Raw genomic sequence first — 14,686 nt, forward strand, 5'->3', positions numbered from 1 at the left:
ACGTAAGTGGAATGTATTTGTGTTGGCGTACCGTTAGTACGGATGCATGGAGGGGGCAGTGGAGGGGGATATTGCCGGAGAGCCGGTTTCAAGGGTGAGGTCATGGAAAAACAAAGAGTGAAAGGGAGTAGATAGGTGGGATTCATGATATGCATAGAGGCATAGCAGAATGAGCAGTAGGATCATTTGAAGGTAGTCCTTTTTTTTCTTATTTAATATTTTTGTTTGCATAGGTTTCATGTTCTGGATGGGTATACGGGTGAAAGTGTATAAATGATGTGGATATTCCGGAATAATTTGAAGAATATTTTTTGCCTCAAAGAATAGGGAAAATAATGGTGATTAAAAAAATTCGACTGGATAGATAGTTTATTGGTAAGAATATTCTAATTTTGTTTTACTCACATTTATAACTTAATAGAATAGAATTATGAAATTTTTTATTGATACGGCAAATTTAGCTCAAATTAAGGAAGCCAGTGAACTGGGAGTGTTGGATGGTGTGACTACGAATCCTTCCTTGATGGCGAAAGAAGGTATAAAAGGGGTGGAGAATTGTAAAAAGCATTACGTTGAAATTTGTAATATGGTGGACGGGGATGTCAGTGCGGAAGTGATTGCTACTGATTATGCCGGTATGCTTAAAGAAGGTGAGGAATTGGCTGCTTTGCATCCGAATATTGTGGTAAAGGTGCCTTGTATAGCAGATGGCATCCGGGCGATTAAATATTTTTCGGGGAAAGGAATCCGTACCAATTGCACTTTGGTGTTTTCGCCGGGACAGGCGCTGTTGGCAGCCAAGGCCGGAGCTACATATGTTTCTCCTTTTGTCGGACGTTTGGACGATATTTCAAGTGATGGGATTGAATTGGTAAGTAAGATTGTGGATATGTATACTTATTACGGTTATTCCACTCAAGTTCTGGCAGCTTCAATCCGGACAACTCAACATATTATCCAATGTATAGAGGTAGGTGCTGATGTTGCCACCTGTCCTTTGGCAGCTATTAAAGGTTTGCTGAACCATCCGTTGACTAATAGTGGTTTGGCAAAGTTTCTGGAGGACTATAAAAAGGTGAATGATTGATATAATTTATGTTTATCAGGTTGTTTGAAGAGCATCCGAATATGCAGGATGTTCTGAAAGTGGTTGAGGTGCTGAAGAATGGTGGGGTAATTATTTATCCTACGGATACTGTTTACGCGATTGGCTGTGATATCAATCATGTGAAGGCGGTGCAACGGGTTTGTCAGTTGAAAGGAGTAAAACCGGAGAAAGCTAATTTTTCTATGATTTGCCGTGATCTTTCAAATATTGCCGCCTATGCCAAAGTGAGTAACGATATTTTTAAAGTGATGAAGCGTTATTTGCCAGGCCCTTTTACATTTATTTTGCCGGCAACCAATAAATTGCCTCATGTGATGATGAACAGGCGCAAGACAATCGGTATTCGTGTGCCGGATAATGCCATTATTTTGTCTATTGTAGAAGAATTGGGAAATCCTTTGTTGACAACTTCGGTGAAAGCAGAGGATGATGTGGCTGAGTATATGACAGACCCGGAATTGATTTTTGAGAAATACGGGAAGTTGGTGGATTTGGTGATAGATGGGGGATATGGTCAGAATGTGGCTTCGACGGTTGTAGATTGTTCTAAGGGAACGATAGAGATCGTCCGTCAGGGGATAGGGGAACTGGAATAGAAAGGAGTTTTACGGATATATGGGGCTGTCTGAATAAGACAGCCTTTTGTTTGGCATTATTTTTGCCGGAAAATAAAGAAACGTTTGGGATGTTTGGGACGTATGGAAGGATATGGATAAAAGAAAGGAGGAAAAAAATGTACGGGGACTATATTTTACGTTTAATTGTAGCGGGAGTGTTGGGAGGTATTATCGGATGGGACCGGGAATACAGGGCTAAAGAAGCTGGACTGCGAACTCATTTTCTGGTAGCTATCGGGAGTGCTTTGCTTATGATAGTATCCCAGCATGGATTTACAGATGTCTTGGGTAAGCCGGGTATCGGTCTGGACCCCAGCCGGGTGGCGGCACAGGTGGTCAGTGGCATCGGTTTTATCGGGGCTGGTACTATTTTGATACAGAAGCAATTTGTCCGGGGGTTGACTACGGCTGCGGGATTATGGGCGACTTCCGGAATAGGTCTGGCAGTAGGAGGCGGGATGTATTGGATTGGTGTTTCTGCGATGGTGTTTACTTTGATTGGATTAGAGTTTTTGACTATTGTTTTTAAGAATGTCGGGGAACATAGTTCTTTATTGGTATTTTCTACTACAGACAAAGAAAATTTAAAAAGGGTAATCAGTGAATTGCATTTGAGAAATTACCGGGTTACCAGTTATGATGTTCAGCATGAGCCTTTGCAGCATATGGAAGTTTACCGGGTGACTATGGTGATTAAGACGAAGCGTTATTTGGATGAAAGCGAGTTGTTGCAATTCATGCATAATTTGCCTGAGCTGACAATTGAGCGTATTTCTTAGGGGCTATTTTTTCCAGAATGCTCTGGTAAAAAGTACCATTACAGTCAGGATTTCCAAACGTCCGATAAGCATTAGGAAAGCCAGGAAAATTTTAGCAAATTCATTCAGGTGGGCGAATGAATACATTGGACCGATACTTCCGAATCCCGGTCCTACGTTGCTCATGCAGGTAATGACTGCACTGCAGGCTGTGCTCAGGTCTTCGGTAAAGGGGGTCATGATGATGCTGCCAATGGTAAAAACAATCATATAAAGTATGGCAAATCCCATCATGCCGGTCATGATGTTGGGATGGACAGTTTTGTTGTTGTATTTGACATTGATGATTCCGTTGGGATGGATGATTCTTTTAAATTCAATGAATGAATTTTTAAAAAGCAGGTAAACGCGAATGATTTTCATACCTCCGGAAGTGGAACCGGCCGAGGCTCCGATAAAGAAGAGAAGGAATAAAATCAGTCCCAGGAAGGGAGGCCATTGCAGGTAGTCGACGGTAGCGAATCCGGTAGTGGTAATTAGAGTGACTACCTGAAAAGTCGCATCACGCATGCTTTTTTCGAGATTGGCCCAATCTTCTGCATATAAGATGAATCCGATGGTTATGCTTACAAGTAAAACTAAAATCAGATAAATCCGAAATTCATTATCTTTCAATAATTTGTTCCAGTTTCCCCGGATAGCGCAGTGGATTAATCCCATGTTTGTTCCTGCGATGAACATGAAAACGATGAGTATATACTGGATATAGGCAGAATCCCAGTAGGCGACACTAGTTTGTTTGGTGGAAAAACCTCCGGTGGCCATGGTGGTAAAAGCGTGACATATTCCGTCAAAGAAGTCCATACCTCCCAGCATGAGCAAAAGAGTTTGTAAAAAGGTTAGTGAGGTGTAGATTATCCACATTTGGCGGGCTGAGGAGGTAAAGGTAAAGGAGGTTTTACTATGGGTGGGACCGGGTACTTCCGCTACATAGAGGTCCCGGCCTTCAATTCCCAGGCTGGGAAGGATGGCAATAAACAGGGTGATGATACCTAATCCTCCCATCCATTGGGTCAGGGAGCGCCAGAAAAGGGTGGCGTGGGGTAGTGCTTCGATGTTGTTCAGGACAGAAGAACCAGTGGTTGTGAAGCCCGACATCGTTTCAAAAAAGGCATCCGGAAAAGAGGAAATGGAATCTGCTATCAGGTATGGCAGACAGCCGAACAGGGAGAAGACAATCCATACCATGGTGACCATGAAATAACCGTCTTTTTTGGCGAGTGTGCGGTCTTTGATTTTTATGAAATTAATCATTAGAAAACCTGCAATTCCGGTGATTAGCGTGGTGTAAAAAAAGGCCATAATATCCGTTTCCTGATAGACCAGAGCAACGATTACACATATCAGCAGGAAAGCACTCTCAACTATCAGTAACCGTCCCATGAGGTTAGATATAAAACGGAAATTTATCATTTTAGTAAGCTGAAGATTTGTTTATTGACTGGCAAATTGATTACTGAAAGTATTTGATTACCTTTTTGACGGCATTGGGTAGTGCGAAAATGACAACATTATCTCCGGCCTGTATTTGTACATCTCCTTTGGCAATGATGGTTTCATCTCCCCGGAAAACGCCCCCGACGGTCGCATCCGTGGGGAAATGCATATTCTGGAGCAGATTGCGGGTGATTTTGGAACCCGGTTTTGCTTCCAGTTCGAAAACTTCTGCCTCAGAAAAAGTCAGGAATTTCAAATGTTTCACATCTACATTCATTGTATAGCGGTAGATGTGGGAGGCAGCAATAAGTTTTGTATTGATAAGGGTTCCGATACCTATATTTTCAGCCAGGTCGATGTAGTCGATATTTTCTACCTCTGCAACACTTTTTTTGACTCCCATTTTTTTGGCCAGAAGACAGGAGAGAATATTGGTTTCGGATGAGCCGGTGAGGCTGATGAAAGCATCAATGTTTTTTATTCCTTCTTCCCTCAGCAGGGTGAGGTCTCGTCCGTCACCGTTAATGACTAATGTAGATTGCAGTTTATCTGCCAACTGGATGCATTTTTCCCGGTCTTTTTCGATGATTTTTACATTATAGTGTTTTTCCAGCAAAGAGGCGGTTTTGATGCCGATTCGGGATGCTCCGACAATTACAATATTTTTTATTTCAAATTGCTCTTTGCCGCAAAGGGTGAACACATTGGGGATAAAAGAAGGACGGGTGACCACGAATATGAGGTCTCCGTATTTCAGTTCGTCATTTCCCCGGGGAATAATGGTGTGGTTGTGCCGTTTTATGGCTACGATGCGGAATTGATCTGCTCCGTATATTTCGGCCATTTTGATCAGGGTATGGTTGAGAATGGGAGCATTTTCCCATAGTTTTATCCCCAGTAATTGGAGGCGTCCGTCGGAAAATTCATGCATCTGGCGTGAGCCGGCTTGTTTGAGGGAGGCCACAATTTCCTCTGCTGCAAGTCTTTCCGGATAGATGAGCGAATCAATTCCGATAGAACGCAGGTATTCGGCATTTTCTGTTTCCAGGTATTCGCTGTTGTTGACACGGGCAATGGTTTGCTTGGCTCCTAATTTTTTGGCCAGTATGGCGGAATTGATGTTTTGTTCTTCCAATGGGTTGACGGCTATGTAGAGATCGCATTTCCCGACTTCCGCATCTTTTAATGCACCGATGGAGGTACAGGAACCGACGATGTACAGGACGTCTATTTGGCTTTCCAGTTCCTCCAACTTTTCCTGATTGGTATCAATCAGCATAATGTTGTGTTCCTGGCGGCTTAACATACGGGCGAGGTGTGTCCCGACGGATCCTACTCCTGCGATAACAATATTCATGGTTTTTAACAAACTAATTGGGGACAAATTTACTAAAATAATGAGATTTAAAGTGGAATAAAGGTTTATTTTAAACTGAGACGGATATATCCTTCTGTGGAAGTGGTACGGAAAACAATATTGTGTTCCTGGCAAAAGACATTCCATTTCAGACGGGTGGATTTGTTGTTGGAGCCATCAAGGATAATCCGGGAAGGCAAAGAGATGGGCATGGTATCCGGAAATACCTGTTTCGGATGCAGATTTCCTGTGATGATTAAAGATTGGCAGGGGGCATAGATTTTATTTTGAGGGGTCAGAATCCCGATGGTGTCTTGTGATGTTTGCAAATGAGATTGATATAGCCAGAGGGATTCACCCAGATAATTGTTTTGGGGTGGCAGGGGCTTAAGCTTGCGGGAGAGGAGGTAAGGTTGCAATTTATTTTTAACCGAGGGAGTTTCGGTCAGGATTGTATAGAATCCTTTGTAATTCAGCAGGATTCCGGTTTTTTGATGGAGGTGGAAAATGACTACTTCTTTTTGTGAAGATAACCGGAGGTTCAGGATTGTCAGATAGGCGATGAAGATTGTCAGAGAGAGGATGTTGTATATCAGCCTTATTTTTTTCCTTTGCGACAAATAATAAAGTAGACAACATAGGCAAACGTATCCTAATAAGACACATACGGGGGTGGGGTACAGTTGGTGAAGGTTTATGCTGAACGGATGGAAGAGCCTGAGGGTGTAAAGCAATAGCCGGCAAAGGTTTTCCGGAATAATAATAAGATATTGGGCGACAGCCACCGGAAGGACCAGGCAAATGGCTGAACTGTACAGGAAAAGTGTTGCGAGAGGTATGGCGATGATGTTAATAAGAAAACTATTCAGGGGGATGGTGTGAAAGTAATATGCTGCTATGGGGAGGGTGGGAATTTGAGCAGCGATGGAAACACAGCAGCTGTTGTATAAGTGGGAAAGAACGGGAGGTAATTTCCCTGGTAACCGGTGTAATAAAGGGTAAATGGTCAGGATGCCGGTGTAGGCACTGTATGAGAGAAGAAAACTGAGGGATTGCAGCAAGTGGGGATGCAGGAGTAAGGTGAAGAAAGCCGATGCGGCCAATGCATTCAGGGGAATATAATTTTTGTTGAAGGCTTTCCCGATGCTGATAAAGGACAGGATGGTTGCTGCCCGTACAACAGATGGGGAAAGACCGGTCAGGCAGGCATACATCCAAAGCAGGGGAAGTATACAGAGTTCTTTTTTAGGACCGTAGAGTCCTATGTATCTGAAGAGGTAGAGCAGAAACAGATAGATTGCACCGGTATGCAAACCGGAAACAGCCAATAGATGGATGGTACCTGTTTCGATAAAAAGGTGTTTGGTGTCGGCATCTAAATCGTTTTTGTAGCCGAGGCACAAGGCTTGTATGAGCATATGGCAGACAGAGTCCTGGGTAAGGATTTGGCTTTTCCGGATGAGAGATTTTCTGAATTGCTTAAAACTGAAGGACGGGAGGTGTGTGGAATGCCATTGAGTAATTTCGGTGAGAGGGAATAGTCGGTGGTATACTTTTTTTTGTTTCAGATAATGGGCTGTATTGAATTCTCCCGGATTTGAAATATCCGGTATGGTTGATATGCTTGTGTAGAAAGCAAGTGAGTCGCCCGGATGGTAAGTTATTTCCGGAGTATACAGATTCAGATAGAATCTGGTGTTACCTGTCGAGAGAATATATTGGTTATAGGGAAGTTGTTCTTCGCAACGGCCTTGGAAGAAGTAGATATTTTCTTCCGGATAAAGCTTGTGTGGATGTGAAGATACGGAAATGCCGATACTGAAAATAGCCAGCAGGAGAAAAATATCGCAGTATTTCCGGACAGATCTCGGAAAATAAAAAAGCAACGCTATGGCAAACAAAAGATAGACTACTCTTCCGGGCAGTGGAAATGCGTCCTGGCAGAGAATACCTGTTATAAGGCTGGCTGTCAGGTACAGGAACGGATATTTGGGATTGAAGTTTACACCAACATATGAAATTGAAAACTTTTTGTAGAAGTTACAAAAATATTCTCAATTTCACATTTATCAGAAGTGCTTTTCTCAGGTTTCCCGGTCGTTTTATTTTGGAAGAATGACCCGGTAGGCGGCCTTGAATTTGCCAAGACTGATATTGTTGAGTTTATTTTTTAGAAGCCTTTTTTTCAAGGCGGAAAGATGGTCGGTAAAAAGAATGCCGTCCAGGTGGTCGTATTCATGCTGGATGATCCAGGCTTTTATGCCTGAGTATTCTTCTTCCAATTGTTCTCCTTTTTCGTTCATGTAGGCAATCCGGATGTGTTCTTTTCTTCTTACATCTTCATGGATGCCGGGGATGCTGAGACATCCTTCATTCCGGTTGGTTTCATCGCCCCAGCGTTCGAGGATATGTGCATTGATGAATGCTTTGCGGAAGCCTTTGCAATCGGGATCTATTTCTTCAAAGGCGTTGGCATCGACGGTGAATATGCGGATGTTGCGTCCTACTTGGGGGGCTGCCAGTCCTACACCGTCTGCTTCATCCATGGTGTAAAACATATCCTGGATAAATTTGTTTAATTCCGGATAATCCATTGTAATGTCTTCTGACACTTTGCGTAAAGTAGGATGACCGTAGACTACGATAGGTAAAAACATATGATGTCAATTTATGTGGTCAGTTTTTCAGATTCCTTTGTTGTTCCATATAGGAAGTCAGGATAATAGTAGCACTCATGGTGTCTATCAGGGATTTATCCTGTCGGGTTTTCTTTTTGGCACCTCCTTCGAGCAGGGCTTTGTGTGCTAAGACGGAAGTAAATCTCTCGTCATACATCACGATGGGGACGGCCGGAAATTTGTGTTTCAAACCTGCTAAAAAAGGTTTGATGTAGTTCATGCTTTCAGAGTCGCTGTTGTCCATTTGTTTGGGGTGGCCTACAACGAACAGGTCTACTTTTTCCTGGTTCAGATAGTGCTGGAGATATTGAAATATTTCATGAGGTCCGACAGTTCCCAGTCCTGTTGCAATAATTCCACAGGGGTCACTCACTGCGAGTCCTATTCTTTTTTTGCCGTAATCAATGGCTATGATGCGTCCCACTTCCTTTATTCCTTAACGATGACAAAAATATCCTCATTTTTATTTTTCATGAGATATTGCTCTCTGGCAAATTTTTCAAGGTTGTCTTTATTACTCAATAATTCCTGCATTTTCCGATTATCTTCCTCGATTTTATGATGGTAATATGCTTTTTCTTTCTGCAGTGTTGTGATTTTATTTTTCAACTGCATTTTATTAATGAAGTTGTTTCGGTCGAAAAAAGTAAGCCATACCAGGAATACAAGCAAAGTCATCGTGTATTTGTTCATTAATTTGCTGAACAGGGAATGCTTTTGAGTATTGTTGTCCTTTTCTTCCATGATAGGACAAAGGTAGTAAAATTGGATAAAAAGAAAAAGAGATTCCTATGGTTGGCCGTTTTTATGCCGCATAATTATAAAAACGGACAGCATAATTATACCTTTTGTTGATAATCAAACGTTTGCGGACAGTAAAAAAGAGTAAAATGCTATTTTTTGAATGTGTCGATTTTTTAAATTTGTCAAGAAAAAATAAGAAGTTTAATTTTATAGGAAGATATATGGAGGAAAAAAAATTAGCAGTGGTTGCTCTGGGGGGAAATGCTATTTTGCGAGGGAACCAAAAGGGTACGGTGGAGGAGCAGAATCAGAACATCCGGGAGACTCTGGAAAATTTGATTTATTTGGTACGGGATGGTTATAATTTAGTTATCACTCATGGAAACGGACCTCAGGTGGGGAATATTTTGATGAGCGATGATGCGGGGGTGAGGATGTACGGTTTACCTCCGATGACTTTAGATATGTGTGTGGCTTATTCGCAGGGACAGATAGGGTATATGATAGAGCGGAATTTAAGGAATGTCCTGAAGGAACAGGGGTTGAGCCGTCATGTGGTTTCTATGATTTCACAGGTCGTTGTGGATCAGCATGATCCGGCCTTGCAAAATCCGACCAAAAGGGTAGGTAAGATTTACACCCGGGAGGAAGCAGACCGTCTGGCACAGGAACACGGCTGGGTGTTTAAGGAAGAGGTGAAAGTGGAAGGAGGATGGAGGCGTGTTGTCCCTTCTCCCTGTCCCGTTGATTTCAAAAATGCTGCACTGGTGGAGCGGATGGCCCGTGCCGGCAGTATTGTGATTACCGGTGGCGGAGGTGGGATTCCGGTATATATAGATGGGGACGGAATGTTGCAGGCGATAGAAGGGGTGATAGACAAGGACCTTGCTTCGGCTATGATAGCCAGCCGGATAAAGGCGGATGAACTGTATATTTTGACGGATGTGCCTTATATTTACAAAGATTACCGGAAACCGACACAGGAAGTTCTGGAATTCCTGGATTATGCGGATACGATGAAATATCTGGAAGCCGGGATGTTTGGAGAGGGTAGTATGGCTCCCAAAATACGTGCATGTCTGTCGTTTGTGGAGAAGGGGGGACAGAAAGCGGTGATTACGGAGGCTACCAAGTTGGAAGACCGGCATTATGGGTCGAAGATTACCATGTATTATGAGTAAGATTTTTTATAAATTTGTCATTTATAGTTAAAATTAAGGTTTCATTTAAAAATAGGATTGATATGGCTTTAAACTTAAGAAACAGAAATTTTCTGAAATTACTGGACTTTACTCCGGAAGAAATTAAATATTTGTTGAATCTGGCTGCAGATTTGAAAAAAGCGAAATACGCCGGTACGGAACAACCCCGTCTGAAAGGGAAAAATATTGCTTTGATTTTTGAAAAGACTTCTACCCGTACGCGTTGTTCTTTTGAAGTGGCTGCATATGACCAGGGGGCTCACACGACTTATCTGGGACCGACCGGTTCACAGATTGGGGTAAAAGAATCCATGAAAGATACGGCCAGGGTATTGGGGCGGATGTATGATGGAATAGAGTACCGGGGATTTTCTCAGGAGATTGTAGAGGAACTGGCTCGTTATGCGGGTGTGCCGGTGTGGAACGGGTTGACAAATGAATTCCATCCGACTCAGATTCTGGCTGATTTCCTGACGATGTCTGAGCATGTGGATAAGCCTTTGCATCAGATTACTTTTGCTTATTTGGGAGATGCCCGCTATAATATGGGCAATTCTTTGATGGTAGGAGGTGCTAAGATGGGTATGGATGTCCGGATTGTTGCTCCGAAGGGGTTGCAGCCTGATGCTGCTTTGGTGGCGACCTGTCAGGAAATAGCCAGGGAAACGGGTGCTACAGTAACTGTAACGGATGACGTGGAAGCTGGCGTGAAAGGATGTGATTTTCTTTATACCGATGTCTGGGTATCTATGGGTGAGCCTGCGGAAGTATGGGAAGAGCGGATAAAGATGCTGAAGCCTTATCAGGTAAATGCCAAGGTGATGGAGATGACCGCTAATCCTAAATGTAAGTTTATGCATTGTCTTCCGGCATATCATAATCTGGAAACTCAGGTCGGCCGGGATGTACACCGCCAGTTCGGACTGGATGGTGTTGAAGTGACAGAAGAGGTTTTTGAATCGCCGAATTCTATCGTATTTGATGAGGCAGAGAACCGTATGCATACCATTAAGGCTGTGATGGTGGCTACTTTGGGATGTTAAGGATATAAACCGATAAAAGAAAGAGGGCCTGCATGGGGAAGATTTTTTCCTTGCAGGTCTTTTTTATGATTTGGTATTGGAAAGTACAAAAAGTGAGATTTACTGTAAAGTGGTATATAAATACTAAGAAAAATTAACCAAAAGAGAGAAGGTGAATGGAGATAAATTATATCTTTGTGAAGTTTTCCATTGCTAACGTTTGCAATAATAGGAGTATTTCCCGGGAATACAGAATGAAGTAAAGCTCTTTAATGTAACTTAATATAAATAAAGAATGAAAACAACTCCTTTTACTCATTTTCATGAGGCTTTGGGAGCCCGGATGGCTCCTTTTGCCGGTTATAATATGCCTATTGAATACAGTACGGGTATAAAAGAAGAACATTTAACGGTTCGGAAAAAATTAGGTGTGTTTGATGTTTCTCACATGGGTGAGTTTTGGATAAAGGGGCCGAAGGCTTTTGAGCTGGTACAGAAATTAACGACGAATGATGTAGCGGCTTTGGTGGACGGTAAGGTTCAGTACAGTTGTTTTCCGAATGAAAGGGGGGGGATTGTGGATGACCTGTTAGTTTATCGTTTCAGTCCGGAAAAATATCTTTTGGTGGTGAATGCTGCTAATATTGAAAAGGACTGGAATTGGGTTGTGAAGTATGGTGCAGAATTGGGGATGAAGCCCGGGATTGAACTGGAAAATGCTTCCGACCGTATTTGTCAGTTGGCGATACAGGGGCCTTTGGCTTTAAAGGCGATGCAAAAGCTGACTTCGGAGAATGTGACTGATATGGAGTATTATACTTTTAAGGAGATTCCTTTTGCTGGTATTGATAAAGTGATTTTTTCCACTACGGGGTATACTGGTGCCGGCGGATGTGAAGTTTATGCGTATAATGAAGATGCTGAGCGTTTGTGGAATGCTGTTTTCGAGGCAGGAAAAGAGTTTGGCATTCAGCCTATCGGTTTAGGAGCCCGGGATACCCTTCGCCTGGAAGCTGGTTTTTGTTTATACGGGCATGAGATTGACGATGAGCATGGTCCGATAGAGGCTGGTCTGGGATGGATCACTAAGTTTGTGCCGGGAAATGACTTTATTATGCGGGAATACCATGAGAAGATGAAGGCTGATAAACCAGCCCGCTACATGAAGCCGTTTGAGATTGTAGACCGGGGTATTGCCCGTCAGGGATATCCGATAGAAGATGCAGAGGGAAATGAAATCGGAGTGGTTTGTTCCGGAACGGTATCGCCGTTGACGGGAAAATCTATCGGTACGGGATATGTGAAAAGCGGATTCCATAAACTGGATTCGGAAATTTTTATCCGGGTTCGGAATAAAGCTTTGAAAGCTAAGATTGTAAAAACTCCGTTTTTTTGATGAGTGCTGTAGCGGGACTATTCAGTCCCGCTTTTTACGGGGAATTTCGGGTTTATTGAAATGGTTTTTGTAAAGAGGAATTAAATTCGAATATTTTTATTTAAATGGCAAGTATTTTGAAGGAAAATTTGCATATTTGTAACGTTTCCGAAAGGAAAAGCTAAATAGAACACTTTAAATTATTATACAAGATGAGAAAACATATTTTTAATGCTGGTCCGTGTAAATTACCGGATATGACTTTGGAAAATACGGCAAAAGCTGTTAATGAACTGGGAAATTGTGGTCAGTCCATCCTTGAAGTATCTCACCGTTCTGCTGATTTTCAGGCAGTTTATGATGAGACTGTTGCTTTGTTTAAAGAAGTTTTAAATATTCCGGATAATTATTCCGTTATTTTTCTCGGTGGTGGGGCCAGTATGCAATTTTGCATGATTCCTTACAATTTCTTGGGTAAGAAGGCTGCTTATGTGAATACAGGTGTTTGGTCGAAGAAAGCCATTGCTGAGGCTAAATTGTGGGGAGAAGTGGAAGTGATTGCTTCTTCTGAAGACCGGAATTTTACTTATTATCCGAAAGGTTTCAAGATTCCTTCTGATGTGGATTATCTGCATATTACTTCGAATAATACGATTCGCGGTACGGAAATTTTTGAAGATTTGGATAGCCCTGTGCCTGTGATTGCTGATATGTCTTCTGATATTTGCAGCCGCCCGGTGGATGTGACGAAATATATGATGATTTATGGCGGATGTCAGAAGAATTTAGGACCTGCAGGTGCTACTTTTGTTATTATCCGTAATGATTATCTGGATAAAGTGGTTGCTGACCGGAAAATTCCGACTATGTTGAAATATCAGACTCATGTGGAGAATGGTTCTATGTTCAATACGCCTCCGTGTATCAATATTTTTGCTGTAGGTCAGACTTTAAAATGGATTAAACAGATGGGTGGTGTGGAAGCAATGGAGAGAATGGCTATTGAGAGATGTGACGCGCTGTATGCTGAATTTGACCGGAATACGGTTTTCCGTGCAGTGGTGGAAGAAGGTTCCCGTTCCCGTATGAATATTCCTTTTGTTATGGCTGAAGGATATGAGGAACTGGAAAAAGAATTCCTGGATTTCTGCAAATCCAAAAATATTGTGGGCGTAAAGGGACATCGTTTGGTTGGTGGTTTCCGTGCTTCTACTTATAATGCATGTACGATGGATGATGTACGTGCGCTTATTGCTGCTATGCAGGAATTTGAAAAAAATCATAAAAAATAACTCTTTAATTCTGAATTTATGACAAAAGTTCTGATTGCGACTGATAAGCCTTTTGCTCCTGTGGCAGTAAAAGGAATCCGGGAGATTGTGGAAGCTCAGGGATACGAACTTGTATTGTTGGAAAAATATACTTCTCCGGAAGAGTTGATTGCGGCTGTGGCTGATGTGGAAGCTATGATTATCCGTTCCGATAAGGCAACGAAAGAGGTGATTGATGCTGCTAAGAAGCTGAAAGTGATCGTACGGGCAGGTGCCGGTTATGATAACATTGATTTACAGGCGTGTACGGCTCATGGTGTTGTCGCAATGAATACACCGGGACAAAATTCCAATGCTGTTGCAGAATTGGTTTTTGGTATGGCAGTTTATTTGGCCCGTAATTTTTATAACGGTAAATCCGGTCATGAATTGAAAGGTAAGAAAATCGGAATCCATGCTTATGGAAATGTAGGGCAGAATGTCGGACGTATTGCCAAAGGTTTCGGTATGGAAGTATTTGCTTTTGACCCGTTCATGACAGACGAGCAGATTCAGGCTGCTGGTGCTATTCCTTTGCACTCTGCAGAAGAGATGTACGGCATGTGTGATTATGTATCGCTGCATATTCCGGCTACAGACAAGACCAAAAAATCCATCAATTATGAATTGGTGAACCGGATGCCTAAAGGCGGGGTATTGATTAATACAGCCCGTAAGGAGGTCATTGATGAGGAAGGTTTGCTGAAGTTAATGTCAGACCGTCCGGATTTGAAGTATATTTCCGATATCGCACCGGATAATGCTGCTGATTTTGCTCCGTTTGAAGGACGTTATTTCTTTACTCCGAAAAAAATGGGAGCTCAGACTGAGGAGGCAAATATTAACGCAGGTCTTGCTGCAGCCCGTCAGATTGTAGCCTATCTGGAGCATGGAGATGCTAAATTCAAAGTAAATAAATAATAGGTTACCGGCTTATTTCTTGCCAATGTACCAATAACAGGTTGGGCACATTGGCAAGTTTTATAATAGGGTAACCGTGAAGTTTAAACTTACGATT

At 42.4% G+C, this 14,686-nt stretch carries 14 protein-coding genes; 8 read left to right on the forward strand and 6 right to left on the reverse strand.

Annotated features, from left to right (window positions below):
• Positions 1-430 precede the first annotated feature (430 nt).
• The 3 genes from fsa to D1136_RS08815 all read left to right on the forward strand — a co-directional run bounded on the left by fsa (position 431) and on the right by D1136_RS08815 (position 2,504).
• Positions 431-1,087 (forward strand): fructose-6-phosphate aldolase, encoded by a 657-nt coding sequence (gene fsa / locus D1136_RS08805; RefSeq protein WP_161877269.1) that lies wholly within the window; start codon positions 431-433, stop codon positions 1,085-1,087.
• A gap of 8 nt (positions 1,088-1,095) precedes the next feature.
• A complete protein-coding gene (locus tag D1136_RS08810; RefSeq protein ID WP_161877270.1) occupies positions 1,096-1,704 on the forward strand; it encodes an L-threonylcarbamoyladenylate synthase in 609 nt (202 codons plus the stop codon).
• A gap of 137 nt (positions 1,705-1,841) precedes the next feature.
• Positions 1,842-2,504 carry an MgtC/SapB family protein gene (locus D1136_RS08815; protein WP_161877271.1) on the forward strand — a complete coding sequence of 221 codons (663 nt, stop codon included), beginning with the start codon at positions 1,842-1,844 and terminating at the stop codon, positions 2,502-2,504.
• A gap of 3 nt (positions 2,505-2,507) precedes the next feature.
• Here D1136_RS08815 and D1136_RS08820 read toward each other — a convergent pair whose 3' ends face one another.
• The 6 genes from D1136_RS08820 to D1136_RS08845 form a co-directional block, all read right to left on the reverse strand.
• Positions 2,508-3,926, reverse strand: a complete 1,419-nt coding sequence (locus D1136_RS08820) for a TrkH family potassium uptake protein (protein ID WP_237567035.1) — start codon at positions 3,924-3,926, stop codon at positions 2,508-2,510.
• A gap of 70 nt (positions 3,927-3,996) precedes the next feature.
• On the reverse strand, positions 3,997-5,337 hold the full coding sequence (trkA, locus tag D1136_RS08825; RefSeq protein ID WP_161877273.1) for a Trk system potassium transporter TrkA: 1,341 nt from the start codon (positions 5,335-5,337) through the stop codon (positions 3,997-3,999).
• A gap of 65 nt (positions 5,338-5,402) precedes the next feature.
• Positions 5,403-7,238, reverse strand: a complete 1,836-nt coding sequence (locus D1136_RS08830; protein ID WP_161877274.1) for a ComEC/Rec2 family competence protein — start codon at positions 7,236-7,238, stop codon at positions 5,403-5,405.
• A gap of 201 nt (positions 7,239-7,439) precedes the next feature.
• The gene (gene def / locus D1136_RS08835) at positions 7,440-7,994 is read right to left on the reverse strand and encodes a peptide deformylase (protein WP_161877275.1); all 555 of its coding nucleotides are present in this window, start codon (positions 7,992-7,994) and stop codon (positions 7,440-7,442) included.
• A gap of 19 nt (positions 7,995-8,013) precedes the next feature.
• A complete protein-coding gene (gene ruvX, locus D1136_RS08840; protein ID WP_161877276.1) occupies positions 8,014-8,439 on the reverse strand; it encodes a Holliday junction resolvase RuvX in 426 nt (141 codons plus the stop codon).
• 5 nt (positions 8,440-8,444) lie between these two features.
• Positions 8,445-8,759, reverse strand: a complete 315-nt coding sequence (locus D1136_RS08845; protein ID WP_161877277.1) for a septum formation initiator family protein — start codon at positions 8,757-8,759, stop codon at positions 8,445-8,447.
• A 221-nt stretch (positions 8,760-8,980) separates the two neighbouring features.
• Here D1136_RS08845 and D1136_RS08850 point away from each other — a divergent pair, with 221 nt between their 5' ends.
• From D1136_RS08850 to D1136_RS08870, 5 genes are all read left to right on the forward strand, one after another.
• On the forward strand, positions 8,981-9,940 hold the full coding sequence (locus tag D1136_RS08850) for a carbamate kinase (protein ID WP_161877278.1): 960 nt from the start codon (positions 8,981-8,983) through the stop codon (positions 9,938-9,940).
• A gap of 62 nt (positions 9,941-10,002) precedes the next feature.
• Positions 10,003-11,004: an ornithine carbamoyltransferase gene (locus D1136_RS08855; protein ID WP_161877279.1), complete on the forward strand. Its 1,002-nt coding sequence runs from the start codon at positions 10,003-10,005 to the stop codon at positions 11,002-11,004.
• 274 nt (positions 11,005-11,278) lie between these two features.
• Positions 11,279-12,379 carry a glycine cleavage system aminomethyltransferase GcvT gene (gcvT, locus tag D1136_RS08860; protein WP_161877280.1) on the forward strand — a complete coding sequence of 367 codons (1,101 nt, stop codon included), beginning with the start codon at positions 11,279-11,281 and terminating at the stop codon, positions 12,377-12,379.
• 191 nt (positions 12,380-12,570) lie between these two features.
• Positions 12,571-13,650, forward strand: coding sequence for a 3-phosphoserine/phosphohydroxythreonine transaminase (gene serC / locus D1136_RS08865; protein ID WP_161877281.1), 1,080 nt, complete (start codon positions 12,571-12,573; stop codon positions 13,648-13,650).
• An 18-nt stretch (positions 13,651-13,668) separates the two neighbouring features.
• A complete protein-coding gene (locus D1136_RS08870) occupies positions 13,669-14,589 on the forward strand; it encodes a 3-phosphoglycerate dehydrogenase (RefSeq protein ID WP_161877282.1) in 921 nt (306 codons plus the stop codon).
• Positions 14,590-14,686: the final 97 nt, after the last annotated feature.

Origin of the sequence: Odoribacter sp. Z80, assembly GCF_009935865.1 — a bacterium.
GTDB lineage: Bacteria > Bacteroidota > Bacteroidia > Bacteroidales > Marinifilaceae > Odoribacter.

Excerpts from the sequence above, each read along its gene's own strand:
- serC (WP_161877281.1), top strand. The coding sequence starts at position 12,571 with ATGAGAAAACATATTTTTAATGCTGGTCCGTGTAAATTACCGGATATG.
- trkA (WP_161877273.1), bottom strand. The coding sequence starts at position 5,337 with ATGAATATTGTTATCGCAGGAGTAGGATCCGTCGGGACACACCTCGCC.
- D1136_RS08855 (WP_161877279.1), top strand. The coding sequence starts at position 10,003 with ATGGCTTTAAACTTAAGAAACAGAAATTTTCTGAAATTACTGGACTTT.
- D1136_RS08810 (WP_161877270.1), top strand. The coding sequence starts at position 1,096 with ATGTTTATCAGGTTGTTTGAAGAGCATCCGAATATGCAGGATGTTCTG.
- D1136_RS08850 (WP_161877278.1), top strand. The coding sequence starts at position 8,981 with ATGGAGGAAAAAAAATTAGCAGTGGTTGCTCTGGGGGGAAATGCTATT.
- def (WP_161877275.1), bottom strand. The coding sequence starts at position 7,994 with ATGTTTTTACCTATCGTAGTCTACGGTCATCCTACTTTACGCAAAGTG.
- gcvT (WP_161877280.1), top strand. The coding sequence starts at position 11,279 with ATGAAAACAACTCCTTTTACTCATTTTCATGAGGCTTTGGGAGCCCGG.
- D1136_RS08815 (WP_161877271.1), top strand. The coding sequence starts at position 1,842 with ATGTACGGGGACTATATTTTACGTTTAATTGTAGCGGGAGTGTTGGGA.
- D1136_RS08870 (WP_161877282.1), top strand. The coding sequence starts at position 13,669 with ATGACAAAAGTTCTGATTGCGACTGATAAGCCTTTTGCTCCTGTGGCA.
- fsa (WP_161877269.1), top strand. The coding sequence starts at position 431 with ATGAAATTTTTTATTGATACGGCAAATTTAGCTCAAATTAAGGAAGCC.
- D1136_RS08845 (WP_161877277.1), bottom strand. The coding sequence starts at position 8,759 with ATGGAAGAAAAGGACAACAATACTCAAAAGCATTCCCTGTTCAGCAAA.
- D1136_RS08820 (WP_237567035.1), bottom strand. The coding sequence starts at position 3,926 with ATGGGACGGTTACTGATAGTTGAGAGTGCTTTCCTGCTGATATGTGTA.